Source organism: Allobosea sp., assembly GCF_036675845.1.
Lineage (GTDB): Bacteria > Pseudomonadota > Alphaproteobacteria > Rhizobiales > Beijerinckiaceae > Allobosea.
Window position 1 is genome coordinate 35,436 of record NZ_JAKFED010000183.1, and the last position, 24,926, is coordinate 60,361.

The window sequence follows — 24,926 nt, forward strand, 5'->3', positions numbered from 1 at the left end:
GCTTCCGTCTGAAAGCTGAATCCGTCTCTCATCGAGGAGTTAGAGCAGGATGATCGCGAAAAACCGGTTTCCACTTTTTCGCATCCTGCTCTAGCGCAGCGCCGACGGCTCGCTTCCCGGGCCGGCGGATCTCCCGATGCTGCAATTCCTCGCCACCAGCACGCCCTTCTTCGCCGTCATCGGGCTCGGCGCGCTTTCCGCCTGGCGCGGCCTGTTCGGCAGCGAGGCGGTCAGGGTGCTCAACACCTACGCCTTCATGGTGGCGACGCCGGCCATGGTGCTCAGGGTGATGTCGCGCCAGCCGATCGCCGAGCTCTGGAACAGCCTGTTCTTCGCGGCGCTGGCGCTGATCGGCATCGTGGTGATGGGTTGCGGCATCCTGCTGGCGCGCCGCCTCTTCGGCATGCCTTTCCCCAATGCGGTTTCGCGCGGGCAGAGCCTGGTCGGCGGCAATTTCGCCTTCCTCGGCATTCCGCTGATGCTGGCCTTCCTCGGCGACAGTTCAGCAGCGCCGATCGCAATCGGGCTGATCTGCGACACGGCGCTGGTGGTGCCCCTCGCGATCGGGCTGATCGAGGCCGGGCGCGGCAAGGGCTCGCTTTGGCGCATCGCCTTCAGGCTGGTGCGCGGCACCATCGTCAACCCGTTCATGCTCTCGATCATGGGCGGCGTCGCGCTTTCGCTCAGCGGGCTCGCCATTCCCGAGCCGATCGACCGCTTCCTCGTCTTCCTCGGCGCCTCGGCGGCACCGGTCGGCATCTTCGTGCTCGGGGTCGCCGCCTGGCAATGGAGCGGGGAAGGCAGGCTGCCGCTGCGGGGCGTGCTGCCGCTCGTCTTCGGCAAGCTCGTGCTGCATCCGCTGCTGACCTGGTTCGTGCTCGCGATCGTGCTCAGGCTCGACCCGTTCTGGGTGCAGGCGGGCGTGCTCTATGCGGCGCTGCCGATCGCTGCCAACGTCTTCGTGATCTCGGAGCGCTTCGACACCGACAGCCGGCCGCTGGCGGCAGCCATCGTGATCTCCACCGCCGCCGCGGCGCTGACCTTCCCGTTCGCGATCTGGCTGGTCTCGGGCTGAGCCGACGGCCCGACCGACACTTCGCCCTTCCATGGCCCGCAACCCCAGAGACACCGCATGACAAGCCAGCTCTTCCGCCCGCTCGCGCTCGGCGGGCTCCAGCTCCCGAACCGCATCGTCATCGCGCCGATGTGCCAGTATTCCGCCGACGAGGGCTCGGCCACCGACTGGCACCTGATCCATCTCGGCAACCTCTCCCTCTCCGGCGCCGGCCTGCTGATCATCGAGGCGACCGCGGTGGAGCCGGAAGGTCGGATCAGCCCCGACGATCTCGGCCTGTGGAACGACGCGAACGAAGCGGCGCTGGGACGCGTGCTCGACGCCGTCCGGCGCCATTCCGACATGCCGATCGGCATCCAGCTCGGCCATGCCGGCCGCAAGGCCTCCGTCCACTCACCCTGGAACGGCAGCCGGCAGAGGCCGCTCGACGATCGCGGCTGGCAGACTGTCGCGCCCTCGGGCCTGCCGATGAACCCGCAGGACCGGCCGCCCCAGGCCCTCGATGCGGCGGCGCTGAAACGCGTGCGCGAAGCCTTCGCCGCCACGGCGCGGCGCGCGGTGCGCCTCGGCCTGCAGGCGATCGAGATCCATTGCGCCCATGGCTATCTGCTGCACCAGTTCCTGTCGCCGCTGTCGAACCAGCGCGACGACGCCTATGGCGGCGCACTGGAGAACCGGCTGCGCTTTCCGCTCGAGGTCTATGAGGCGGTGCGCGAGGCGGTGCCGGCCGAAATCCCGGTCGGCGTGCGCGTCTCGGGCACGGACTGGGTCGAGGGCGGCTGGGAGATCACGCAGACCATCGCGTTCGCAGAGGCGCTGAAGGCGCGCGGTGCGAGCTTCATCCACGTCTCCAGCGGCGGTGTCTCGACCGAGCAGAAGATCCCGCTCGGGCCGGGCTATCAGGTTCCGCTGGCGCGGGCGGTGAAGGCGGCGACGGACCTGCCGACCATCGCGGTCGGGCTGATCACCGAATATGAGCATGCCGAGGCGATCGTCGCCGGCGGCGAGGCCGACATGGTCGGGCTGGCGCGCGGCATGCTCTACGATCCGCGCTGGCCCTGGCATGCGGCGGCGCATCTCGGCGCCAGCGTCAGGGCGCCGAAGCAGTATCTGCGCTCGCAGCCGCCGCGGTTGAAGGAGCTGTTCGGGAGCTGACGCGGTAGAGCCGCGCCGTCTTTCCGGGGATTCGCGCAAGCGAAGAGCCTGGAACCCATAAACACGACATATTTGGCAAGAGCGTCATTGCGAGCGAAGCGAAGCAATCCAGGAGGGCTCGCTCGAAGACCCCTGGATTGCTTCGTCGGCTGACGCCTCCTCGCAATGACGGGAACCGTCGTGTTCATGGGTTCCGGGCTCAGCCCTGCGGGCTGCCCCGGAAAGACGGCGTAAACCCGCGCATGGTCGAAGCGAACCTCAATCGCCCGGCTGGGCTCCGTCATAGCCGCCGATGATGACGAGATCGACCGGCCCGACCTTGGCGAGGTGCTGCACCGCCGCCTGGTATTCCGGTGAATCATAGCAGGCGCGCGCCGTCGCCTCGTCCTTGAACTCGACGACGACATTGTGCTTGCGGCCCTCGCCGCGGGCGAGCTTGTACTCGCCGCCGCGGACAATGAACTTGCCGCCATATTTGGCGAAGGCGATGGCGTTGAGCGAACGATAGGTGGCGTATTCCGCCTCGTTCTGGACGTCGACGCGGGCGACCCAATAGCCTTTCGCCATGGTCAGACCCCCTCGACCACGACGATGTCGATCTCGCCGGCGCCCTCGCGCAGCTTGCGCGCCTCGGCATATTCCGGCGACATCACATAGGCCCTGGCCGCGGCGAAATCGGCGAACTCGATGACGATGTTGCGGGCCCGCCCCTCGCCTTCCCCGACCGTCATCTGACCGCCGCGCACGATCGGCGTGCCGCCATACTGGCGGATCGCCTCGGAGGCCTTGGCGGCATAGGCCGCCCATTGCGTGGCGTTGCTGACCTTGGCGCGCGCGATCACATATCCCTTGGGCATTGCCGCTTCCGTTCCTGCGTGAGTGAACCCGAAGACTAGCGCGCTTTGCGCCGGCGCGGTATCGGCCCGGCGCAAAGAACCCGTGCAAAATCAAAAGCCGGATATGCAGCCGATCGCAGACCGGCCCGGCATGCGGCTGCCTCAGGCGGCGCCGGCGATCTCGTCCATGATCGCGGCCGCTGCGGCGCGCGGGTCGGCGGCACGGATGACCGGACGCCCGATCACCAGATGGTCGGCACCAGCGGCGATCGCCTCGCCCGGCGTCAGCGTGCGCTTCTGGTCGCCGGCCGCGCTGCCGGCCGGGCGGATGCCGGGGGTGACGATGACCATGTCGGGGCCGATGACGCCGCGCACGATCTCGGTCTCGGCGGCCGAGCAGACGATGCCGTCGACACCGGCGATGCGGGCCTGCTGGGCGCGCATGCGCACGAGATCGCGCACCGCCAGCCCGTAGCCGGCATCCTTGAGGTCGCCGTCGTCATAGGAGGTCAGCGCCGTGACCGCGAGCAGCTTCAGCGCCGCCTCGCCGCGGCCCTCGACCGCGCCGCGCATGGTCTGCGGATAGGCGTGCACGGTGAGGAAGGTGACGCCGAGCTTGGTCAGCGATTCGACGCCCTCGGTGACGGTGTTGCCGATATCGTGCAGCTTGAGGTCGAGGAAGACCTTCTTGCCCTCGCCGACGAGCTGGCGGGCAAGGTCGAGCCCGCCGGCGAAGGCGAGCCGGTAGCCGATCTTGTAGAAGCTCGCCTCGTCGCCCAGCGTCGAGACGATGCGATAGGCGTCCCAGATCGTCGGCACGTCGAGCGCGACGATCATGCGGTCCCGGAGGTCGTTGATTTTCTGCGCCATGATCTGCCTCCTCGCTGCCCGGCGGCGAAGGGACATGATTCGACGGCGGACGCAAGGTCGAGCTGCCTTCCGTAAGGGCATGCGATGCGCTATCTTGACCGCAGCAGGGGTGGATCAGCCCCGCTTCCATGCCTTCGCCATCAGCCCCCGGGGCGCCTGTAGCGAGGAGCCGTCATGCCGATCCATGTCCGGTTCAGCAGCCCGATCAGCGACAGTTGCGAAGCAGTGAGCGCGCAACTGGCCCATTCCCGCCCCACGGTCGCCCCCGGCGGTATCGCCACCCAGGCCCAGCCCGAGGATGTCACCTTCACCAAGGAGCATGATTTCCTGTCGGCGAAGCTGATGATGCACGCAAACGACGGGACCCAGTTCGAGACCGTCACGATCGAATATCGCAAACAGGGCAGCCCCACGCCCTACCTGATCTACAAGCTCTCGAAGACGATCATCACGGGGTACAGCTTCACTTCCCCCGGCGGCTCGCCTCCATACGAGACGATCGGCCTCAACGCCGCGAGCGTCAGCTGGCGGCTCTTCAGCTGACCGCGAAGGCTCGGGCCTGGCCGCTAGGACGCCGTGCCGTTCAGCGCCTGCGCGAAGACTTTCGTCCAGACATCGGGCGTCTGCGCGCCGGACACCGCGAGCTTGCCGTCGACGATGAAGAAGGGCACGCCGGTGACACCGACCTTCTGGGCATGCGCTTCCAGGCCGATCACGGTTTCGCGCAATTCGTCATTGGCGAGTTCCTCGCGGGCGGCCTGCTCGTCGAAGCCTTCCTCTCCCGCGATCGCGACCAGGGTGTCGAGATCGCCGATGTCGCGGCCATCCTGCCAATAGGCCTTGAACAGCGCCGCCTTCATCTCGCTGCCGCGCTGCACGGTCGCGGCAGCGGCGACCAGCATATGGGCCAGGCGGGTGTTGACGCTCTTCTTCACCCCGGCCCAGTTGAAGGTGACGCCGCTCTCCAGCGCCGCCTCGGACAGGCGCAGCTCGATCTCCTTGCGCTTGCCGGGGCCGAACTTGGCGTCGAGATAGGCGGTGCGATCCATGCCTTCTTCCGGCATCTCCGGATTGAGCTCATAGGGCAGCCAGGTGATGGCGACGCGCTCGGTCAGGCCGAGATTGGCCAGCGCCGTCTCCAGCCGCGCCTTGCCGATGAAGCACCAGGGGCAGGCGAGATCGGAGACGATCGCGATCGGCAGCTTGTCTTGCATGGCTTCTTCCTTGGCGCGCGCCGCAGCGGGCTTTCAAGCCGGCGGATAGGCGTGGAGGTCGCCATGGCGATCCTCCGCGAAGCCCTGCGCGCCGGGCGTCTCGCAGCCCGAGAGAAAGGCGGGGCCGACCGGTATCTTGCCGGCCCCGCCGGGGATGTCGAGGATATAGGTCGGCTGGCACAGCCCGGAAAGTGTTCCGCGCAGGCTTTTGACCAGCGCCTGGCCCTCCGCCAGCGAGAGCCGGAAATGGCTGGTGCCCGGCGCAAGATCGGGGTGGTGCAGGTAATAGGGCTTGACCCGGTTCTCGACGAAGGCGCGCATCAGCGCCGACAGCGTCGCGAGATCGGCATTGACGCCCTTGAGCAGCACGCTCTGGCTGACCAGGACATGACCGGCGTCGGCGAGGCGGGCGAGCGCCTCGCGCGCCGCCGGGGTGAACTCGCGCGGATGGTTGGCGTGGACGGCGACATAGCTCGCCTTGCCGGGGACGCGCAGCGCCCTCGCATAGTCCTGCGTGACCCGCTCGGGCTGCACCATCGGCACGCGCGTATGCCAGCGCGCGACCTTGATATGCGGGATCGCAGCGAGCCGCCTGCCGACCTCGCGCAGGCGCCGGCCCGAGAGGATCAGCGGGTCGCCGCCGGTCATGATCACTTCCCAGATCTCCGGCCGGGCGGCGAGATAGGCGAGCGCCGCGTCGAGCTTCGCCCCGGTCAGCGCATCGCCGCCAGGGCCGACCATCTCGCGGCGGAAGCAGAAGCGGCAATAGACCGGGCAGGCATGGACGAGCTTGAGCAAGGCGCGGTCGGGATAGCGGTGGACCACGCCCTCGACCGGCGAATGCGCCGCGTCGCCGATCGGGTCGGCCAGTTCCTCCGGCAAGGTCTCAAGCTCGGCAGCGTCCGGCACGAACTGGCGCGCGATCGGATCGGCAGCGTCGGTGGGGTCGATCAGTTCCGCGATCGCCGGCGTCACCGAGACGGCGTAGCGCGCGGCGACGGCCTGCAGCGCCTCGCGCCGCTCCGGCGCGACGAGGCCGCGCTCGATCAGCGCCTCGATATTGCGCAAGGGCTGGCCGCCGGGGGGCTGGTGGATCGTCATGCCTCTCCCCTGCCCGGTCGGGCCACCGGCGTCCAGAGCACATCCTCGATCCGGCGCGCATCCGTGCAGAGCATCACCAGCCGGTCGAAGCCGAGCGCGACGCCGGAAGCTTGCGGCATCGCGCCGAGCGCGGCGAGGAAATCCTCGTCGATCGGATAGCGCTCGCCATAGATGCGCTGCTTCTCGTCCATGTCCGCCTCGAAACGCCGGCGCTGCTCGTCCGGATCGGTCAGCTCTCCGAAGGCATTGGCAAGCTCGACGCCGCAGGCAAAAAGCTCGAAGCGCTCTGCGACGCGCGGATCGCCCGGCTTCGGCCGCGCCAATGCCGCCTCCGAGATCGGATATTCGCACAGGATGGTGGCGCGGCCGCGGCCGAGATGCGGCTCGATCTTCTCGGCGAGGACGCGGCTGAAGATGTCGGACCAGCTGTCGTCGCCGGCCAGGCGGATGCCTGCCTCCGTCGCCTGCACTGCCAACGCCTCGCGGTCGGCCGCGCCATCGGCCGCGAGCGTCGCCAGCAGGTCGATGCCGGCATGGCGGTCGAAGGCCTCGGCCAGCGTCAGCCGCTCAGGCTCGGCCAGGGGATCGACCTCGACGCCGCGCCAGCGCAGGCTGGTCGCGCCGGCCGCCTGGGCCGCTTCCGCGAGCAAGGCGGCGCAATCGGCCATCAGCGCCTCGTAGGGCTCGCCCACTCGATACCATTCCAGCATGGTGAACTCGGGATGGTGCAGCGCCGTGCGTTCGCGATTGCGGAAGACGCGGGCGAAATCGAAGATGCGCCGCTCGCCGGCAGCCAGCAGCTTCTTGGCGGCGAATTCCGGCGAGGTGTGCAGGTAATAGGGATGGCCGGCGCCGGCATCGTCGATCAGCGTCGTCGCAAAGCCGTGCAGATGCGTCTCGTTGCCGGGCGAGTGCTGCAGGATCGCCGCCTCGACCTCGACGAAGTCGCGCGCCTCGAACCAGCGCCGCAGCGCCGCCTTGACCCGGCCGCGCGCCATGAGCGCGGGGCGCCGGTCGGCATGGATGCCCGGCCGCCAGAAGGGCGGGTGGTTTTCGTTCATGGATCCTCTGGCAAAACCGTCAGCCAGCTTCCGTTTTGCGCGCAAATGCGGTAGTTGCGCGGCGACGAAACCGGCATAGCGCGCCCCTCCGCCGCGCACCAGCAAGGAAGTTCACGTGGTCAAGGTCATCGCCTCCTCAGTCCGCAAGGGCAACGTCCTCGAGCTCGACGGGCATCTCTGCACGGTCATTTCGGCCGAGAGCTTCTTCCCGGGCAAGGGCACCCCGACCACCCAGATCGACATGCGCCGCATCGCCGACGGCGTGAAGATGACGCAGCGCTACAAGACGACCGAGCAGGTCGAGCGCGCCTATGTCGAGGATCGCGACTTCACCTATCTCTACCAGGACGGCGAGCAATACGTCTTCATGAACCCCGAGACCTATGACCAGATCCATGTCGACAGCGACGTGGTCGGCGATCTCGCGCCCTATCTCCAGGAAGGCATGAAGGTCTCGCTCTCGGTGTTCGAGGACAGGGCGGTGGCGATCGAACTGCCGCAGCGCGTGACGCTCGAGGTGGTCGAGACCGAGCCGGTGACCAAGGGCCAGACCGCCTCCTCCTCCTACAAGCCGGCGATCCTCGCCAATGGCGTGCGCTCCGCCGTGCCGCCGCATATCGGCGTCGGCACCCGCATCGTGGTGATGACCGCCGACGGCTCCTATGTCGAGCGCGCGAAAGATTGATCCGACCGGGCGACCTGCCCGCAGGTCGTGCGCTATAGATTGAGGTAGCGGGCCCTTCCGGGCCCGTTTCCATTTCTGGAGCCAGACCATGCCGCTTTCCGCCCATGCCGCCGCCTTCGCCGGCTTCATCCAGACCCTGAATGCGCTCGACGCCATCCTCGACAAGGCGCTGGCCGAGGCGGAAACCCGCAAGATCCAGCCCGAGGTGCTGCTGGCGAGCCGGCTCGCGCCCGACATGCTGCCCTTCACCCGGCAGATCCAGCTGATGTCGGACTTCGCCAAGAACGCGGCGGCGCGCGTCGCCGGCGGCGAGAACCCGCGCTTCCCCGACGAGGAGAAGAGCTTTGCGGAGCTCAAGGCGCGCATCGCCAGGACGCTCGACTTCCTCGCCGCCGTCGACCAGAGCGCGCTCGATGCCGGGCTCGAGAAGGACGTCACCTTCCCGCGCGGCCAGTCGGCGACCGTGACCATGAAGGGCGCGGACTACCTCACCCGCTTTGCCGTGCCGAACTTCTATTTCCACGCCACCACGGCCTACGCGATCCTGCGCGAGAACTGCTTCTCGATCGGCAAGCAGGATTTCCTGAAGGGCGTGTTCGACGCCTGAGCCGCGAGGGCTTGCAATCCGCGATTGCATCCCCATCTAGGGTTCACGGCGATGTCGAGGGCGTTCCACTGTCCTCCAGCGCCGTTGAAGACGGCCATGAGCCGAACGTGTGACGCCGGATGTACGCGCGCCCGTTCCGGACATGGCCGTTGGCCATTTCAAAGACCCGTCGCGACCCTTCGCGGCGGGTATTTTCATGTCAGCCCTGCAGGAACGGGTTGTTGCGGCGCTCCTCGCCGAGCGTGCTCGCCGGACCGTGCCCGGGGAGGAACTGCACATCGTCGCCGAGCGGCAGCAGCTTGCCCTTGATGCCGGCGATCAGCGTCGCATGGCTGCCATAGGGAAAGTCCGTGCGGCCGATCGAGCCGGCGAAGACCGTGTCGCCCGCGAGCAGGAGGCGCAGCTCCTTCTGGAAGAAGGTGACGTGGCCCGGCGTATGGCCCGGCACATGCTGCACGGAGAAGCTGACCTCGCCGACCGAAACGCTGTCGCCTTCGCTGAGCCAGCGCGTCGGCACCACCGCCTTGATGCCGTGCATCTCAAAGCGCAAACCCTGCTCGGGAAGGGCGTCGAGCAGGAACTTGTCGGCCTCGTGCGGGCCTATGATCGGCAGCGCCAGCACCTCAGCAAGCTCGGCCGCGCCGCCGGCATGGTCGATATGGCCATGCGTCAGCCAGATCGCCACCGGCTTGACCCCCGTCTCCTTGAGCGCCTCCTGGATACGCACGGCATCGCCGCCCGGATCGACGATCGCCGCCTCCTTGGTCAGCGTGCACCAGACGAGCGAGCAGTTCTGCTGGAACGGCGTCACCGGCACCACGGCGATGCTGAGCGGGGCCTGCGGTTGGTCGGTCATGCGGGGGCCTTTCGCTGAAATGCGCGGAGCTTTCTGATCTGTTTCGAACCGGCGCGGCTAGATCGCCGTGCGTCCATTCGGACGCAGACATGGCGGTCTAGCTCTTTGTTGTAGCATCGGATTCAACCGAAAACCGGATTCCACTTTTCGGTCCGATGCTCTAGCGTTTGCCGCAGCGATTGGCGAGCAGCACGCGATATTCGGCGAGGGACTGGTCCATCTGGCCGACATTCTGCTCGCGCTGGCGCCCGCTCTGACAGGTAGCGAAGACGGCGCGGGCCTTCTGCATGAATACGACATGCTCGCGCCAGGCCTGGCATTGCGTGCCTTGGTCCGCATTGGCGACCTGCTGCATGCGGTACTGGCGCTGGCGCATTGCCGCCTCGTTCTGGAAGAGGTCGCGCGAGCAACTCGCCGGAGCCGAACGCGGTTGCGCCTGCACCAGCGTCGGCAGGAGCACGAGCGTCAGGGTGAGGATGGCACGGCCGATCATCCGAGGTTCAGCTCCTTGAAGAAGTCGTTGCCCTTGTCGTCGATGACGATGAAGGCGGGGAAATCCTCGACCTCGATCCGCCAGACCGCCTCCATGCCGAGCTCCGGATATTCCAGCACCTCGACCTTCCTGATGCAGTCCTGCGCCAGGCGCGCCGCCGGGCCGCCGATCGAGCCGAGATAGAAGCCGCCATGGCGGGCGCAGGCCTCGCGCACCGCCGAGGAGCGGTTGCCCTTGGCCAGCATCACCATCGAGCCGCCGAAGGACTGGAACTGATCGACGAAGGAATCCATGCGTCCGGCGGTGGTCGGGCCGAAGGAGCCCGAGGCCATGCCATCCGGCGTCTTGGCCGGGCCGGCATAGTAGACCGGGTGGTTCTTCAGATAATCCGGCATGCCCTGGCCGTTCTCCAGCCGCTCGCGGATCTTGGCATGGGCCGAATCGCGCGCCACGATGATCGTCCCGGTCAGCGAGAGCCGGGTCTTGACCGGGTATTTGCTCAATGTCGCGAGAATCTCGCTCATCGGCCGGTCGAGGTCGATCCGGACGACATCGCCTCCGAGCTTGCCCTCGTCGACCTCGGGCAGGTATTTCGACGGATCGGTCTCCAGCGCCTCGAGGAAGATGCCGTCCCTGGTGATCTTGCCCTTGGCCTGACGGTCGGCCGAGCAGGAGACGCCGAGCCCGATCGGCAGCGAGGCGCCATGGCGCGGCAGGCGGACGACGCGCACGTCATGGCAGAAATACTTGCCGCCGAACTGGGCGCCGACGCCGAGCGACTGCGTCAGCTTGTGGATTTCCTCCTCCATCTCGAGATCGCGGAAGGCGTGGCCGCTGGCCGAGCCCCTGGTGGGCAGCGCGTCGAGATATTTGGTCGAGGCGAGCTTGACGGTCTTCAGGTTCTGCTCGGCCGAGGTGCCGCCGATGACGATGGCGAGGTGGTAGGGCGGGCAGGCGGCCGTGCCCAGCGTCAGGATCTTCTCCTTCAGGAAGGCGAGCATCCGCTCCCTGGTCAGCAGCGAGGGCGTCGCCTGGAACAGGAAGGTCTTGTTGGCCGAGCCGCCGCCCTTGGCGACGAACAGGAATTTATAGGCGGAGTCGTTAGGACCTTGCCCCTCGGCATAGATGTCGATCTGCGCCGGCAGGTTGGTCGCGGTGTTCTTCTCCTCGAACATCGACAGGGCCGCGACCTGCGAATAGCGCAGATTGCGCTTGAAATAGGCATCGGCGACGCCCTCGCCGAGCGCGGCCTCGTCGTCGCCATCGGTCCAGACCTTGCGGCCGCGCTTGCCCATGATGATCGCGGTGCCGGTGTCCTGGCACATCGGCAGCACGCCGCCGGCGGCGATATTGGCGTTCTTGAGCAGGTCATAGGCGACGAACTTGTCGTTCGAGGTCGCCTCGGGATCGTCGAGGATCTTCTGAAGCTGGGCGAGATGGCCCGGCCGCAGCAGGTGGTTGATGTCGATGAAGGCCTGCTCCGAGAGCCGGCGGATCGCCTCGCGCGAAACCGTCAGGATCTCGCGATCGCCGAGCTTCTCGACCGCGACGCCCTCCTTGCCGAGCGAACGGTAGGGGGTCTTGTCCTCGCCGAGCGGGAAAAGATCGACATGGGTGTAGGCCATCGGGCGGCACTCCGGCGATTCGGCGGCGCCCTGCGCGAAAGAGCGCGGCGCCTTGGCGTTGCGCCGCGTCATAGCCCCTCGGCCCGAGGCCTCCAAGCCCAGACTGAAAGCTTTCCAGTCAGGCGGCCTTGCCAAGCCGCCTTGCCAGTCAGGCGGCCTTGCCGGTCAGGCAGCCTTGGCCGCCGTTTCGGCCAGGATGGCATAGATCGCCGCCGGATCATGCGCATGGCGCACCTGCTCCAGCACCGCCTGGTTGCGCAGCACGCGGGCGACGCGGGCGAGCGCCTTGAGATGGTCGGCGCCTGCCCCTTCGGGCGCGATCAGCACGAAGATGATGTCCACCGGCTGCCCGTCCAGCGCCTCGAAATCGAGCGCCTTCTCGGTCCGCGCGAACAGGCCGACGAGCTTGTCGATGCCAGCCATGCGGCCATGGGGGATGGCGATGCCGTCCCCGATGCCGGTCGAGCCGAGGCGCTCGCGCTGCAGCAGCGCCTCGAACAATTCACGCTCGGGCAGGCCGGTGAGCAGAGCCGCGTGCTGTGCCAGTTCCTGAAGCGCCTGCTTCTTGCTGTTGGCGCGTAGCGGCGAAATCACCGCATCGGGCCGGAGAAGATCGGTCAGCGTCATAGGCCAATCCATGCATGTCCCGTGCCTGGAATCCGGACCGAGCCGGCAAGTCCGACAGGGCGCCCAGATTCGTCAGCGGCGGAACTTCAAGAAAGAGAAGCCGGCGGATCGATCCAGCCGATATTGCCGTCGCGGCGGCGGTATACGACGTTCATGCGGCCATTGCCAGCGTGGTGGAAGATGACGACAGGCGCGCCGGTCATATCGAGTTCGGCAACCGCGTCGCCAACCGTCATCCGGTGCAGGGATTTGGTCGATTCGGCCACGATGACCGGGTTTTCGCCGGGCTGATCGGCGTCATGCTCCTCGATCTCGTGGTCGGGAGCCGCAATCACATAGCTGGGGATTTCGAGTCCCGCCTCGCGTCCGTTCATCGCGGCGGAGCGATCCTTCAACCGGCGCTTGTAGCGGCGCAGCCGCTTCTCGATACGCTCGGCCATCTTGTCGAGGCTGGCATAGGGATCATGCGCGACCGCCGAGGCTTCGAGCGTGATGCCGGAGGACAGGTGCAGGACACCGTCGGTCTTGAAGGCGGTACCGTCCTTGCCGACGGTGACATGGCCCTGATAGCCGCCCTCGTAATACTTGCCCAGGGCCGCCGCGACACGCGCTTCGGCCTGGCCGCGCAGGGCCTCGCCGACATCGAGATTCTTGCCGGAGATTCGCAAGCTCATGGAGTGCTTCCCCTTCTTGTCGCCATGGCCAGTAGCCGACCATCTACTGGAGGTAAGGACGGGGTCACCGGCTTGTCAATGAGCCCGGAAGCCGCTGCTCCGAAGGAGTTGCCCCGAACGGGGCGCATGCCGCAAGGGCAACCGAATCGGCCGGGCAGTTTCCGGCGACGCTTGCGCCGGCCTTGCCCGCAGGGGAGCGCTCCAGGCGGCGCGGGCGGGCTCAGCGCCCGCCATTGGCCATGGCGAGCTTCTCGCGCCGACGCTCCATCGAGGACGGAATGCGCAGCGATTCCCGGTATTTCGCCACGGTCCGCCGGGCAATGTCGATGCCGCTCGCCTTCAGCCTGGTGACGATCGCATCATCCGACAGCACCTCGGCCGGCGTCTCATCGTCGATCATCTGCTTGATCTTGTAGCGCACCGCCTCGGCGGAATGGGCCTCGCCATAGCCGGTCGCCGCGATGGCGGCGGAGAAGAAGTACTTCATCTCGAAGACGCCGCGCGGGCAGGTCAGGTATTTGTTGGAGGTCACGCGCGAAACCGTCGATTCGTGCATGCCGATCGCATCGGCGACGGTCTTCAGGTTCAGGGGCCGCAAATGCTCGACGCCATGGGCGAAGAAGCCGTCCTGCTGGCGCACGATCTCGCTCGCGACCTTGAGGATGGTGCGGGCGCGCTGCTCGAGGGAACGGGTCAGCCAGTTCGCCGTCTGCAGGCATTCGGCGATGAAGGCCTTCTCCTCGTCATTGCGCGCCGCCCGCGAGACGCGGGCGTGATAGGTCTGGTTGACCAGCACGCGCGGCAAGGTGTCGGGGTTGAGGTCGACCAGCCAGGAGCCGTCCGGCGCGGCGCGGATGAAGACATCGGGCACCACCGTCTCGGCCGCCGAGCCGCCGAAGGCGCGGCCGGGCTTGGGGTCGAGGCGCCGGATCTCGGCGACCATGTCGGCGATATCCTCGTCATCGACCCCGCAGATGCGCTTCAGCGCGGCGTAGTCGCGCTTGGCGAGCAGCGGCAGATTGGCGAGCAGGGCCAGCATGGCCGGGTCGCAGCGGTCGCGGTCGCGGAGCTGGATGGCGAGGCACTCGCCGACATCGCGCGCCGCGACGCCACTGGGATCGAAGCTCTGGACGATGCGCAGGACCGCTTCGACCCTGGCCTCGTCGACGCCGAGCCGCGCGGCGATGTCGGCGAGCGGCTCGGCGAGGTAGCCGGCATCGTCGACGCCGTCGATGATGTGCCGCCCGATCAGCCGCTCGGCGGGCGAGGCGACGGCGAGGTCGAGCTGGGCGGAAAGATGCTCGTGCAGCGAGGCCTCGACGGTCAGGCTGCTCTCGAAGCCCTCGGGCCCTTCCTCGAAGGAGCCGCCGGCGCCGCCATAGGCCCCGCCGGTGATCGGCAGGCTATCGGCGCCCTGCGTGTCGAGCCTGGCGACCTGCGGCTGCTCGTTCTGGAAGACGTTCTCCAGCCCGGTCCCGAGCCGGCCTTCCATGCCCTCCTGGGTATTCAGGCGCTCGGCGCGCTCATAGCTCGCCTGATCGGCCGCCATCGCCGCCTCGCCGCCGCCATTGGGCAGCGCCGGCTCGCCGGCGTCGTCGGTGCGTTCCAGCAGCGGGTTGCGCTCGAGCTCGCCCTCGACGAAATCCTGCAGTTCGAGATGGGAGAGCTGGAGGAGCTTGATCGCCTGCAGAAGTTGCGGCGTCATCACCAGGGACTGCCCCTGGCGCAGCTCCATGCGCGGCATCATCGCCATCGCGATCCGGCTCCTTTCCTCCGCGCCACCTCGGCACGCTTCTTGCCTGTGGGCGGAGCCTAGCCTTGGGCCGCGGTCGCGTCAAAGCTCTTTGCGGGCGCGCGAGGGAAGAAATTGACGCACCGCAATATCGGCCGCCGCAACCGGCCGCCGCGCCGGGTCAGAGGCGGAAATCCTCGCCGAGATAGACGCGCCGGACGTCGGCATTGGCGATGATCTCGGCCGGCGAGCCCTCGGTCAGCACCCGGCCGGTATGGATGATATAGGCGCGATCGACCAGGCCCAGCGTCTCGCGGACATTGTGATCGGTGATCAGAACGCCGATGCCGCGATCGGTCAATTGCCGGACGAGCTCCTGAATGTCGCCGACCGCGATCGGATCGATACCGGCGAAGGGCTCGTCGAGCAGGATGAAGGACGGCCGGCCGGCGAGCGCGCGGGCGATCTCGCAGCGCCGCCGCTCGCCGCCCGAGAGCGCGATCGAAGGCGCCTTGCGCAGCCGCGCGATGTTGAATTCCTCGAGCAGCTTGTCGAGCTCGCGCTCGCGCGTCCTGCGGTTCGGCTCGACGACCTCGAGCACCGCCCGGATATTGTCCTCGACCGAGAGGCCGCGGAAGATCGAGGCCTCCTGCGGCAGGTAGCCGATGCCGAGCCGGGCGCGCTGGTACATCGGCAGATTGGTGATGTCATGACCCTCGAGCGTGATGACGCCGAGATCGGCAGCCACCAGCCCGGTGATCATGTAGAAGATCGTGGTCTTGCCGGCGCCGTTGGGGCCGAGCAGACCGACCGCCTCGCCATTGCGGACATAGAGCGAGGCTTCGCTGACGACATTGCGGCCGCCATAGCTCTTGCGCAGGCCGCTGACGGCCAGGATGCCGGAACCGCCCACCGAGGCAGCGATCGGCTCCGCCTGCGCCGACGGCTCCGCCGCCGCCCGCCGGGCCTTGCCGCCGAAGAGCCGGCCCAGGCGCGACAGCGCCCCGCCCCCGGCGGCGGGCGCCCCTGGCGCGGCCGCAGACGGCTGGCGCTGCGCCCTTTCGGCGGCTTCGGCTGGCGATGGCTGGGAAATCGTCACGGGAAAGGGCGCAACCTGCTGGGGTTCGGCATGGCGTGCGTTCTGGTATTCGAGGCGCTCCAACCTGGCAACGCCTTCGTCATCCAGAGCCGCTGCGGGATGAAGTCAGTTCGTCGGCGCGGCGGGCTTGGGCGCGGCACCCGGCTTCTCCTTGCCGGCCTCGGCCGTGTCCGGCACGAAGAAGCCCTGCACGCGGCCACCGGGCTTGGTGTCGATATTGGCGATGCCGGTCTGCGTGTCATAGACGAGGCGCTCGCCCCGCGTGATGTTGGGGCCGTCGTTCAGCGCGACATTGCCGGTCATGATCACCTTGTTGTTGGCGCGGTCGAAGACGGCGTTGTCGGAGGTCGCGGCCTGCGTCTTCGAGACGACGGTCACCGGCCCGGCGCATTCGATGCGCTTGATCGCGCCATCGCTCGATTGCGCCGGAGCAGGCGCGCCGGGCGCAGCCGCCGTAGCGGCGGCAGGGCGCCTGGCAGCCCCGGCCGCGCCGTTCTGGCCGCGCCCTTCATAGAAGACGGTCATGGTCGAGCAGCGCACGGTCGTCTCGCCCTGCACGGCGACGACGTTGCCGGAGAAGATCGCCTTGTTGTCCTTGTCGAGCACGTCGAGCTTGTCGGCGTCGATCTTGATCGGCTCCTTGCTGTCGCCGCCCATGCCGCCGAAGGGCGAGCCGGGAGCGCCGCCACGCGCCTTCGCGGGCGCAGCGGCCGGCTTGGCCGGCTGGGCGGGCGCCGCACCGGACCTCGCCGGCGGCTGCTGGGCGAGCACCACCGCCGCAGGCAGGCAGAAGATTGCGGACACGATTGCGAAGAGGAGGGTTGTGGGTTTCATCGCCGACCTGTCGTTCGCTTGAGCTTCACTGTTTCGAGCCGGTTTCGTCAGCGCTGCGGGGCCGGGGTGCCAGCCGTCGCGGCGGGCCGCAGCAGATCGGGATTGGGCGTACTGCCCTGGCGCTCAGGCCCCGCCAGGCTGTTGGCCGGCGCATTCTCGATGACCACACGCACCCGGCCTTCGAACACGATCAGGGCCCCGTTGTCCTTAACATCGAGTGTATCGGCGTTGACCGTGGTGGTGCCGAGATTGACCGTGACCGGCTCGCGCGACACGACCGTGCCAGCCTTGAAATCGACATCCGCCGTCCGCATCCGCGCATCATAGCCCGATTCCGTACGGATCTTGACATCGTCGACCAGCTTCAGCCGCTCCTTCTGCTGGTCGAAGAGACCGCTGCGGGCATTGACCGTGACCCAGCCCTCCTCGGAGTTCATCTGGATCCGCGCGGTCATCTTCACCAGCTCGATCTGCGTCGGGTTGCGGATGTCCTGCAGCGCGGAATCGGCCGTGACCTCGTAGGGGCTGTTGTCCTTGCGGTAGCCGGCGAGCTTCGGTGCTTCCATCACGACCTTGCCGCCGGACAGGCCGACCGAACCGAGCGAGAAATTGCCGACATCGCGCAGCGGATTGAGGAAGGGCGCGACGACGAGCACCAGCACCGCCGTCACGGCGCCGACCGGGATGGCACGCCGGAGCAGCCGCACCAGGCCGGAATGGCGGCGCGCCGCGTTGAACGCGGACTGCCGCAGCCGCACCTGCTTTTCTGCCGCGCCCGCCATGTCAGGAGATGTCATCGCCAAGGTCATGCCCCGCCCATTGCCAGCCGCCGGCGGCTTTTTGATGTCGGCGGAAGCGCTGCGGCAAGACCGCGCGACCGCCATGTCGACCGCTCGACGAATGACCTAGCTGGAATACATCAACTTTACGTATGTGCGAAGATGTCCGTCTCCGGCCAGCCGGCGAGATCGAGTTCCGCCCGGATCGGCAGGAAGTCGAAGCAGGCGCCGGCCAGATGAGTCCGCTCCTCGCGAGCGAGCATCATGTCGAGCCGCGCCTTCAATGCATGGAGATGCAGCACGTCGGCGGCAGCATAGCTGAGCTGGGATTCGGAAAGCGCGTCGGCGCCCCAGTCCGAGGATTGCTGCTGCTTCGACAAGTCGATGCCGAGCAGCTCCCGGACCAGGTCCTTGAGCCCGTGCCGGTCGGTATAGGTCCGCACCAGCCTGGAGGCGATCTTGGTGCAGTAGACCGGCGCCGTGACGACGCCGAACGCCTTCTGCAGGGCGGCGATGTCGAAGCGGGCGAAATGGAACAGCTTCAGCACCGCCGGATCGGCCAGGATGCGACAGAGATTGGCCGGGGCCGGCGCGTCCTTCGGGATCTGGACGACATCGGCCGAACCGTCGCCGCGCGAGAGCTGCACCACGCAGAGCCGGTCGCGCTGCGGGTTGAGGCCGAGCGTCTCGGTGTCGATCGCCAGGACCGGCCCGGGCTGGAAGTCGGCCGGCAGATCGCCGCGATGCAAACGGATGGTCATGCTGGAAACCTCACTCGAGCGGCGCAGCGCGCCGCTCAGATACCTGCGTCCGCCGGACTACCGGATGGCCTCCTAAAACCGACGAACCTGCCGCAGCTAGCGGTGCGTTCCGCCGCGTTCAAGCATTTTCTGTAGCGATACAACCGGTTCGGGGCCATTAACCTTTTATTCACCATGTCCTTCATCCGGGCGCCGAGGCATGCGACGATGCCGGATCGGAGCCCGACGCATGTCCCCAATCCGCCTGTTCACCGATTTCGACGGCCGCATCGGCCTGCGCCAGTTCTGGTTCGGCAGCGTCGTGATCGCGCTCTGCCTGCTGGCGATCCAGTGGCTTTCGCCACGCCTTACGGACAGCCACACGGGTGCCGTCATCGTCGCCTTCGCCAACGCCTTCGCCCTGTTTCCCTGGGCGGCGCTGGCGGCAAAGCGCGCCACCGACCGGGGCAGTTCGTCGCTCTTCGGCATCCTGCTGGTCTGCGCCATCGTCCTGCCGACGCAGTTGCGCCCCTTCCTCGGCTACGGATGGCGGCCGTCGCTGGAGGCGATCTCGACGATGGCGTGGCTGGTCGCGCTGGTCGATCTCGGCATGATGCCGGCGGCCGAACCCGATGCAGCGCTTGCAGAGCACAAGGCGGCTGATAAACCGGCGCAATGAGCCAGAACACGCCAGCCGCCCTCGCCTTCGACCCCGCCGATCCCGTCGCCCTGACCCAGGCCCTGGTGCGCTGCCCCTCGGTGACGCCGGCCGAGGCCGGGACGCTCGCCCTGCTCGATGCGGCGCTGAGCGCCGCGGGCTTTTCCGTCGAGCGCCCGGTGTTCTCCGAGCCGGGCATGCCGGAAATCGAGAACCTCTACGCCCGCATCGGCAGCGACGGCCCCGTTCTTGTGATCGCCGGGCACATCGACGTCGTGCCGCCGGGCGACCTCGCCGCCTGGACGCATGATCCTTTCGCAGGCGAGATCGTCGACGGCGTGCTCCATGGCCGCGGCGCCTGCGACATGAAGGGCGGGCTCGCCGCGATGATCGCCGCCGTGCTGCGCTTCCGGCGCGAGAACCCGCAGGCGCCGGGCTCGATCGCCTTCCTGATCACCGGCGACGAGGAAGGCCCCGCCGTCAACGGCACGGTCAAGCTGCTGGAATGGGCTCGGGCGCGCGGCGAGCGCTTCGACCATTGCCTGCTCGGCGAGCCGACCAATCCGGCAACGATGAGCGACATGATCAAGATCGGCCGGCGCGGCTCGCTCACCGGCAAGCTGACGGTCACCGGCATCCAGGGCCATGTCGGCTATCCGCATCTGGCGCAGAATCCGATCCGCGGCATGGTCCGGCTGCTGGCCGGGCTCGAGACCGCACCGCTCGACGCCGGCACCGAGCATTTCGACCCGAGCAATCTCGAGGTGACGACGCTCGATGTCGGCAATCCGGCGACGAACGTCATCCCGGCGCAGGCCAGAGCGGTGTTCAACATCCGCTTCAACGACCTCTGGACACCGGAGACGCTGGCCGCCGAGATCGAACGGCGCCTGCGCGAGGCGGCCGGCAATGCCGTGCGCTACGAGATCGCCTTCAACCCGACCAATGCGGTCGCCTTCCTGACGCAGCCCGGCCCCTTCGTCGCGATGGTCGCCGACGCCGTCGAAGCCGAGACCGGCAAGCGCCCGGCGCTCTCGACCACCGGCGGCACCTCCGATGCGCGCTTCATCAAGAACCATTGCCCGGTCGTCGAATACGGCGTCGTCGGCCAGACCATGCACCAGGTCGACGAGCGCGTCGCCGTCGCCGATCTCATCGCGCTGGAGCGGATCACCCACCGGCTCCTGACCACCTATTTTGCCGCAACCCAGCCGGCTTGACGGAACCTTTCCCGCTCTCCATGCTTTAGACGAAAGTCTAATGCCATTGAGACCGGAGGGTCTGGCCATGAGGCTTGCTGCCGACGATGTGACGCGTTCCCTGCGGGCCTCCTGGCGCCTGCTCTCGGCAGATGCCAAGGCCCTGCCCGATCTCGATCTCTCCCGCGATGGCTTCTGGCGCTCCTATCTGGCCCTGGTCCTGACCGTGCCGGCGATCATCCCCGTGCTGGCGGCCGAGCGCGTGCTCGCCGGGCTGCCGAACACGACCGGGCTGTTCGACGCCCCCGTCCTGCTCGCCTCGGTGATCGTCGCCGAATTGCTGGCGGTGATCACGGTGCCGGTGCTGCTCGTCATGCTGGCGCCGGGGCTGCTGCACTCCCCGCGCTTCACCGGCTTCATCATCGCCTGGAACTGGTCGAGCATTCTCTCCGCCAGCCTGATGGCGGTGCCGGCGGCGGTCTTCGCGCTGGGCTGGTCGAACGCCGGAATCGCGAGCGTCCAGGCCCTCGCCTTCGCGGCGATCGTCCTGCGCCTGCGCTATTGCGTGGCCCGCGCCGCCTTCGGCGCACAAAGCGGCATCGCCGGCGCGGTCGCCTGCGCCAGCCTGCTCGCCGACTACGCGATCATCCGGACCTTCGGGCTCGCCGGGTTCTAGATTTTCGTCACCGGGATCAGGCCGACGCCGTAATACAGGGCCTTGCCCCGGGTCGTGACCGAATCCGAGGAAGGGGCGATCTCGAAACCCGCCTTGACCAGCTCGTTGACGGCTTTCGCCTTGATCGACGCGCTGGCCGCCACGTCGAAGCTGATCTTCAATTCGACCGTGGCTTCGAGAACCTTCAAGACCTGATGCGCATTGCTCTGACCGATATTGGTCATGACGATCTCACGGCAAACCGGCCTGAGGAGCGCGCGGATCTCCGCCAGCTCGTCCTGCGCATAGGTGTAGATCTTGGCGTCGGCGACGGTGACCACGGCGCTCCTGGCCGCACGGGCCGTCGCCTGGAGATTGAACAGGCTCTTGAGAGCGGGCGCCTCGATGTTGAAGCTTCCTCCAAGCTGACTGGCGACGTCCCGACTTTCGGTGTCGCTCAAGGTCGGCTTGAAATTATAGAGATCGACCGAGTACCGCGACGTGCAAAGGGACGTCAGCTGCACCGAGCGCGGGTTCTTGTCGCTCGGGTCGTAATTCTCCCTGGCGACCAGGGCGCCCGGTCCATGCAGGGTGCTGGGCGGGACGTTTCTCGAAAAGCCGTATCTGGCGATGATGCTTTCGATCTGGCGGTCTTCGTCCTGGCAGGCGGCCAGGGGAAACGTGGCCAGAAGGCATAGTGCGAGCCGTAGTCCCCGTTTCCGCTTCATGGCCAACTCCGACGGGACCCTCAAGGGTTATTCTACTTAAAGTTGCATATGCAACCCTGCCTTGCAACCTTAGGGGTCTCCCGTCAGCCCATCGGCAAATCAGTAGTCGACGCCGGCGAGATAGAGCCCGCAGGGCGGCGCCAGCGCGGCACATTGCGAGCGGTCGCGCGCCGCCAGCACCTTGCCGACCTTGTTCTCCGGCCAGCGCCCCATGCCGACCATCTTCAGGCAGCCGACGATGGAGCGGACCTGATGGTGCAGGAAGGACCGGGCATGGGCATAGACCACGACCTCCGGTCCCTCGCGCCGGCAGTCGAGCCGGTCGAGCGTGCGCAGCGGGCTGTTGGCCTGGCATTCGGCGGCGCGGAAGGTGGTGAAGTCGTGATGGCCGATGAGCGCCTTGGCGGCGCGGTCCATCGCCTCGTGGTCGAGCCTGACCGGCACATGCCAGACGCGGTCGGCCTCGAGGGCGGGTTGCGCCCGGCGGTCGAGGATGCGGTAGATATAGTAGCGGCGCAGCGCCGAGATGCGGGCGTCGAACGAGTCGGGCACCGCCTCGGCGCTCAGCACCGCCACCGGCAGGCGCTTCAGCCTGGCATTGCTGGCATCGCGCACGACATCGGTGCGCCATTCGCGCTCGAGATCGACATGAGCGACCTGATGGGTGGCATGCACGCCGGCATCGGTGCGCCCGGCGCAATGCAGCCGCACGGCATGGCCGCAGAACGCCTCGACCGCCTCCTCGACGCTCTGCTGCACGGAGGGGCCGTTGAGCTGGCGCTGCCAGCCCGAGAACGGCGTGCCGTCATATTCGATGACCAGCTTGTAGCGCGGCATCGCGCTAGAGCTTCGCGCCGGCAGAGAGCCGGGCGCCGCGCAGGAACTCGCCGCCGCTCATCGGCGCGCGCCCGGCGCGCTGGACCTGCAGCAGCTTCACCGCGCCGACCTTGCAGGCGACCGTGCCGTCATCGTCGAGCAGGGTTCCAGGCTCGGCCGCGCCGCCGGCACGCGCCGTACGCAGCAGCTTGAGCCGCTCCGGCCCCTTGCCAAGATCGACCTCGACGAAAGCACCCGGAAAGGGCGAGAGGCCGCGCACGAGATCGTGCACCTGCTGCGCCGGCCGTGTCCAGCTCAGCTTCGCCTCGTCATTGCCGATCTTGCTGGCATAGGTGACGCCTTCCTGCGCCTGCGGCGTGAAGCGCAGGCCGCCGCGGCCGAGAGCAGCCAGGGCCCGCACCATCAGATCGGCGCCGAGCCCGGCAAGCCGGTCGTGCATGTCGCCCGCCGTGGCGTCGCTGTCGATGGCGAGCCGCTCGACCATGCCGACGGGGCCGGTATCGAGCCCCTCCTCCATCTTCATCACGCAGACGCCGGTCTCGGCATCGCCGGCCATGATCGCGCGCTGGATCGGGGCGGCGCCGCGCCAGCGCGGCAGCAGCGAAGCGTGCAGGTTGAGGCAGCCGAGTTCCGGAACCTCCAGGACCGCGCCCGGCAGGATCAGGCCATAGGCGACGACGACCGCGACATCGGCCTGGTGCGAGGCCATGATCTCGGCGGCCTCGGCGTTCTTCAGCGTCTTCGGCGTGAATACCGGAATGCCGAAACGCTCGGCGGTGCGCTGCACCGGCGACGGCTTCAGTTCCATGCCGCGCCCGGCCGGAGCCGGGGCCCGCGTATAGACGGAAACGACCTCATGGCCCTGGCCGATGATCTCGGTCAGGGTGGGCACGGCGAAATCCGGCGTGCCCATGAAGATGATGCGCAAGCTCATGTCTTTTCCCGGCCGTTCAGGCCGCGCTCTCCCGGCGGGCCGCCTTGGCGAAGCGCTTGGTCACGCGCTCGCGCTTCAGGCGCGAGAGATAATCGATGAACAGCACGCCGTTGAGATGGTCGATCTCGTGCTGCAGGCAGGTGGCGAGGATGCCCTCGGCCTCGATCTCCTGCGTCGCGCCGTCGAGGCCCATATAGCGCACCTTGACCCGCGCCGGCCGCTCGACCTCCTCGTAATATTCGGGGATCGACAGGCAGCCCTCCTCGTAGACGTTCGTCTCTTCCGAGCGCCAGGTGACCTCGGGATTGACGAAGACCATCGGCGCCTTCGGGGTCTCCTCGTCCTCCTCGCTCTTCTTCGACACATCGAGGGTGACGAGCCGGACCGGCGCGCCGATCTGGATCGCGGCAAGCCCGATGCCGGGCGCGTCGTACATCGTCTCCAGCATGTCTTCGGCGAGCTTGCGGACCTCGGGCGTAATCGCCGCGACGGGCGCCGAGACCAGCCGAAGCTGGCTGTCGGGCAGGATGACGAGAGGGCGAATGGCCATGGGACGCTCTAAAGCAGATTTCCTGAGATTCAGGCGACATAAGCACTTGTGCGGAGGCGGTCAAACTGTTCCGCTTTCGTTCGCTTTCGTGTAGGCTCCCCGGCATGAACCAGATCGCCTTCGTCCTGCTCGACCGCCCCGTCACCTGGGCGCAGGCCACCTTCGGCTTCGCCGGCCTGACCCTGTTGCTGCTGGCGCTGGCGCTACTCTCCTCCTGGCGCGGCGGGCGCCGGCGCGAGGCGGAAGCCGCGGCCGCCACCGAGCGGGCCCGCGAGATGGACGACAAGGTCGCCGAGATGAACCGGATGCAGTCCGAGCTGACCGGTCGGATGCAGACCATGGCCGAGATCCTCTCGACCCGGCAGGGCGACCTTGCCCGCCTCGTCGCCGACCGGATCGACGGGCTGCGCCAGCAGGTCGGCGCCGGGCTCGAGCAGAATGTCCGCCAGACCACGGAAAGCCTCGGCAAGCTGCAGGAGCGGCTCGCCGTGATCGACAGCGCCCAGAAGAACCTGAGCGAGCTGACCGGCGAGGTGGTGACGCTGAAGGACGTGCTTTCCAACAAGCAGGCGCGCGGCGCCTATGGTCAGGGCCGGATGGAGGCGATCGTGCGCGACGGTCTCCCGGCTGCGTTCTTCGCGTTCCAGCCGACGCTCTCCAGCGGCAAGCGGCCGGACTGCCTCGTCACGTTGCCGGGTGACGGGCGCGGCCTCGTCATCGACGCCAAATTCCCGCTGGAGAGTTTCACCCTGCTGCGCGCAGCGCGCGGCGAACAGGAGAAGAAGGCGGCGGCGGCACGGGTGCGCGGCGATGTCGGCCAGCATGTCAAGGACATCGCCGAGCGCTATTTCCTGCCCGGCGAGACGCAGGACATGGCGCTGCTCTTCGTGCCGTCCGAATCGATCTATGCCGACCTGCACGAGCATTTCGACGATGTGATCCAGAAGGCGCATCGCCAGCGCGTGATGATCGTCTCGCCCTCGCTGCTGGCGCTGGCGATCCAGCTGATGCAGTCGCTGGTCCGCGATGCGCGGATGCGCGAGGAGGCGCAGGTGATCCAGTCGGAGGTCGGCAAGCTGCTCGACGATGTCCGCCGGCTCGGCGAGCGGGTCGACAGGCTGGATAACCATTTCCGCCAGGCGCAGGAAGATGTCGGCCAGATCAAGACCTCCGCCGGCAAGGTCACCGGCCGGGCCGAGAAGATCGGCGCGCTGGAATTCGACGACGGCCCGGGCAGCCAGACGACCCTGCCCTTCGCAGGGGAAACCCGGCTCAAGGCGGCAGAATAAACCCTGGACGCCA

Annotated in this window: 29 protein-coding genes; 9 read left to right on the forward strand and 20 right to left on the reverse strand. The window is 67.7% G+C overall.

Annotation, left to right across the window (positions count from 1 at the left end; all coding sequences use genetic code 11):
• Positions 1 to 136 precede the first annotated feature (136 nt).
• Positions 137 to 1,075, forward strand: a complete 939-nt coding sequence (locus V6M56_RS19920; RefSeq protein WP_332686232.1) for an AEC family transporter — start codon at positions 137 to 139, stop codon at positions 1,073 to 1,075.
• A gap of 57 nt (positions 1,076 to 1,132) precedes the next feature.
• Positions 1,133 to 2,230: an NADH:flavin oxidoreductase/NADH oxidase gene (locus tag V6M56_RS19925; protein WP_332686234.1), complete on the forward strand. Its 1,098-nt coding sequence runs from the start codon at positions 1,133 to 1,135 to the stop codon at positions 2,228 to 2,230.
• A 258-nt stretch (positions 2,231 to 2,488) separates the two neighbouring features.
• Here the strand turns inward: V6M56_RS19925 and V6M56_RS19930 are convergent, their stop codons facing one another.
• The 3 genes from V6M56_RS19930 to pyrF form a co-directional block, all read right to left on the reverse strand.
• Positions 2,489 to 2,797, reverse strand: a complete 309-nt coding sequence (locus V6M56_RS19930) for a DUF1330 domain-containing protein (RefSeq protein WP_332686236.1) — start codon at positions 2,795 to 2,797, stop codon at positions 2,489 to 2,491.
• A 2-nt stretch (positions 2,798 to 2,799) separates the two neighbouring features.
• Positions 2,800 to 3,087 carry a DUF1330 domain-containing protein gene (locus tag V6M56_RS19935; protein WP_332686238.1) on the reverse strand — a complete coding sequence of 96 codons (288 nt, stop codon included), beginning with the start codon at positions 3,085 to 3,087 and terminating at the stop codon, positions 2,800 to 2,802.
• A gap of 141 nt (positions 3,088 to 3,228) precedes the next feature.
• Positions 3,229 to 3,936 carry an orotidine-5'-phosphate decarboxylase gene (pyrF, locus tag V6M56_RS19940; protein WP_332686240.1) on the reverse strand — a complete coding sequence of 236 codons (708 nt, stop codon included), beginning with the start codon at positions 3,934 to 3,936 and terminating at the stop codon, positions 3,229 to 3,231.
• 174 nt (positions 3,937 to 4,110) lie between these two features.
• Here pyrF and V6M56_RS19945 point away from each other — a divergent pair, with 174 nt between their 5' ends.
• Complete coding sequence (locus tag V6M56_RS19945; RefSeq protein WP_332686242.1) at positions 4,111 to 4,479, forward strand: type VI secretion system tube protein Hcp; 369 nt, start codon at positions 4,111 to 4,113, stop codon at positions 4,477 to 4,479.
• Positions 4,480 to 4,502: 23 nt separating this feature from the next.
• Here V6M56_RS19945 and V6M56_RS19950 read toward each other — a convergent pair whose 3' ends face one another.
• Genes V6M56_RS19950 through epmA form a run of 3 tightly spaced genes read right to left on the reverse strand, consistent with a single transcriptional unit; the run spans position 4,503 to position 7,312 of the window.
• Complete coding sequence (locus tag V6M56_RS19950; RefSeq protein WP_332686244.1) at positions 4,503 to 5,150, reverse strand: DsbA family oxidoreductase; 648 nt, start codon at positions 5,148 to 5,150, stop codon at positions 4,503 to 4,505.
• A gap of 33 nt (positions 5,151 to 5,183) precedes the next feature.
• Positions 5,184 to 6,251, reverse strand: a complete 1,068-nt coding sequence (locus V6M56_RS19955; RefSeq protein ID WP_332686247.1) for a lysine-2,3-aminomutase-like protein — start codon at positions 6,249 to 6,251, stop codon at positions 5,184 to 5,186.
• A complete protein-coding gene (gene epmA / locus V6M56_RS19960) occupies positions 6,248 to 7,312 on the reverse strand; it encodes an EF-P lysine aminoacylase EpmA (RefSeq protein WP_332686249.1) in 1,065 nt (354 codons plus the stop codon). Before epmA ends, V6M56_RS19955 begins: the two co-directional genes overlap by 4 nt.
• A gap of 115 nt (positions 7,313 to 7,427) precedes the next feature.
• Here epmA and efp point away from each other — a divergent pair, with 115 nt between their 5' ends.
• Together efp and V6M56_RS19970 are read left to right on the forward strand one after the other, a co-directional pair.
• Positions 7,428 to 7,997, forward strand: a complete 570-nt coding sequence (efp, locus tag V6M56_RS19965; RefSeq protein ID WP_332686251.1) for an elongation factor P — start codon at positions 7,428 to 7,430, stop codon at positions 7,995 to 7,997.
• A gap of 88 nt (positions 7,998 to 8,085) precedes the next feature.
• Positions 8,086 to 8,604: a DUF1993 domain-containing protein gene (locus V6M56_RS19970; protein ID WP_332686253.1), complete on the forward strand. Its 519-nt coding sequence runs from the start codon at positions 8,086 to 8,088 to the stop codon at positions 8,602 to 8,604.
• 199 nt (positions 8,605 to 8,803) lie between these two features.
• Here V6M56_RS19970 and V6M56_RS19975 read toward each other — a convergent pair whose 3' ends face one another.
• The 10 genes from V6M56_RS19975 to V6M56_RS20020 form a co-directional block, all read right to left on the reverse strand.
• Complete coding sequence (locus V6M56_RS19975; RefSeq protein WP_332686255.1) at positions 8,804 to 9,460, reverse strand: MBL fold metallo-hydrolase; 657 nt, start codon at positions 9,458 to 9,460, stop codon at positions 8,804 to 8,806.
• Between the two features lie 160 nt (positions 9,461 to 9,620).
• The gene (locus V6M56_RS19980; RefSeq protein WP_332686257.1) at positions 9,621 to 9,953 is read right to left on the reverse strand and encodes a hypothetical protein; all 333 of its coding nucleotides are present in this window, start codon (positions 9,951 to 9,953) and stop codon (positions 9,621 to 9,623) included.
• Positions 9,950 to 11,578, reverse strand: coding sequence for a fumarate hydratase (locus tag V6M56_RS19985; protein WP_332686321.1), 1,629 nt, complete (start codon positions 11,576 to 11,578; stop codon positions 9,950 to 9,952). The genes V6M56_RS19980 and V6M56_RS19985 overlap by 4 nt, the downstream gene beginning before the upstream one ends.
• A 165-nt stretch (positions 11,579 to 11,743) precedes the next feature.
• A complete protein-coding gene (gene ptsN / locus V6M56_RS19990; RefSeq protein WP_332686259.1) occupies positions 11,744 to 12,205 on the reverse strand; it encodes a PTS IIA-like nitrogen regulatory protein PtsN in 462 nt (153 codons plus the stop codon).
• 86 nt (positions 12,206 to 12,291) lie between these two features.
• Entirely contained in the window at positions 12,292 to 12,879 is a 588-nt protein-coding gene (hpf, locus tag V6M56_RS19995) for a ribosome hibernation-promoting factor, HPF/YfiA family (protein WP_332686261.1), read from the reverse strand.
• Positions 12,880 to 13,099: 220 nt separating this feature from the next.
• Positions 13,100 to 14,632, reverse strand: a complete 1,533-nt coding sequence (rpoN, locus tag V6M56_RS20000) for an RNA polymerase factor sigma-54 (RefSeq protein WP_332686263.1) — start codon at positions 14,630 to 14,632, stop codon at positions 13,100 to 13,102.
• 160 nt (positions 14,633 to 14,792) lie between these two features.
• Entirely contained in the window at positions 14,793 to 15,611 is an 819-nt protein-coding gene (gene lptB, locus V6M56_RS20005) for an LPS export ABC transporter ATP-binding protein (RefSeq protein WP_332686323.1), read from the reverse strand.
• A 204-nt stretch (positions 15,612 to 15,815) separates the two neighbouring features.
• Complete coding sequence (locus V6M56_RS20010; protein WP_332686265.1) at positions 15,816 to 16,544, reverse strand: LptA/OstA family protein; 729 nt, start codon at positions 16,542 to 16,544, stop codon at positions 15,816 to 15,818.
• A gap of 47 nt (positions 16,545 to 16,591) precedes the next feature.
• Complete coding sequence (gene lptC / locus V6M56_RS20015) at positions 16,592 to 17,341, reverse strand: LPS export ABC transporter periplasmic protein LptC (protein WP_332686267.1); 750 nt, start codon at positions 17,339 to 17,341, stop codon at positions 16,592 to 16,594.
• 128 nt (positions 17,342 to 17,469) lie between these two features.
• Entirely contained in the window at positions 17,470 to 18,084 is a 615-nt protein-coding gene (locus V6M56_RS20020; protein WP_332686269.1) for a ribonuclease D, read from the reverse strand.
• 229 nt (positions 18,085 to 18,313) lie between these two features.
• Between V6M56_RS20020 and V6M56_RS20025 the strand changes: the two genes are divergently transcribed.
• The 3 genes from V6M56_RS20025 (at position 18,314) to V6M56_RS20035 (ending at position 20,596) form a co-directional block, all read left to right on the forward strand.
• Positions 18,314 to 18,742, forward strand: coding sequence for a DUF805 domain-containing protein (locus tag V6M56_RS20025; RefSeq protein WP_332686271.1), 429 nt, complete (start codon positions 18,314 to 18,316; stop codon positions 18,740 to 18,742).
• A complete protein-coding gene (dapE, locus tag V6M56_RS20030; protein WP_332686273.1) occupies positions 18,739 to 19,941 on the forward strand; it encodes a succinyl-diaminopimelate desuccinylase in 1,203 nt (400 codons plus the stop codon). Before V6M56_RS20025 ends, dapE begins: the two co-directional genes overlap by 4 nt.
• A gap of 67 nt (positions 19,942 to 20,008) precedes the next feature.
• Positions 20,009 to 20,596 (forward strand): hypothetical protein, encoded by a 588-nt coding sequence (locus V6M56_RS20035; protein ID WP_332686275.1) that lies wholly within the window; start codon positions 20,009 to 20,011, stop codon positions 20,594 to 20,596.
• Here the strand turns inward: V6M56_RS20035 and V6M56_RS20040 are convergent.
• From V6M56_RS20040 to def, 4 genes are all read right to left on the reverse strand, one after another.
• Complete coding sequence (locus V6M56_RS20040; RefSeq protein WP_332686277.1) at positions 20,593 to 21,303, reverse strand: hypothetical protein; 711 nt, start codon at positions 21,301 to 21,303, stop codon at positions 20,593 to 20,595. The two genes, V6M56_RS20035 and V6M56_RS20040, sit on opposite strands and share 4 nt — an antisense overlap.
• A 99-nt stretch (positions 21,304 to 21,402) precedes the next feature.
• Positions 21,403 to 22,140 (reverse strand): tRNA pseudouridine(38-40) synthase TruA, encoded by a 738-nt coding sequence (truA, locus tag V6M56_RS20045; RefSeq protein WP_332686279.1) that lies wholly within the window; start codon positions 22,138 to 22,140, stop codon positions 21,403 to 21,405.
• A gap of 4 nt (positions 22,141 to 22,144) precedes the next feature.
• The gene (fmt, locus tag V6M56_RS20050; RefSeq protein WP_332686281.1) at positions 22,145 to 23,074 is read right to left on the reverse strand and encodes a methionyl-tRNA formyltransferase; all 930 of its coding nucleotides are present in this window, start codon (positions 23,072 to 23,074) and stop codon (positions 22,145 to 22,147) included.
• 16 nt (positions 23,075 to 23,090) lie between these two features.
• Entirely contained in the window at positions 23,091 to 23,624 is a 534-nt protein-coding gene (gene def, locus V6M56_RS20055; RefSeq protein ID WP_332686283.1) for a peptide deformylase, read from the reverse strand.
• Positions 23,625 to 23,728: 104 nt separating this feature from the next.
• Here def and V6M56_RS20060 point away from each other — a divergent pair, with 104 nt between their 5' ends.
• Positions 23,729 to 24,913 (forward strand): DNA recombination protein RmuC, encoded by a 1,185-nt coding sequence (locus tag V6M56_RS20060; RefSeq protein ID WP_332686285.1) that lies wholly within the window; start codon positions 23,729 to 23,731, stop codon positions 24,911 to 24,913.
• The last annotated feature ends 13 nt before the right edge of the window (positions 24,914 to 24,926 follow it).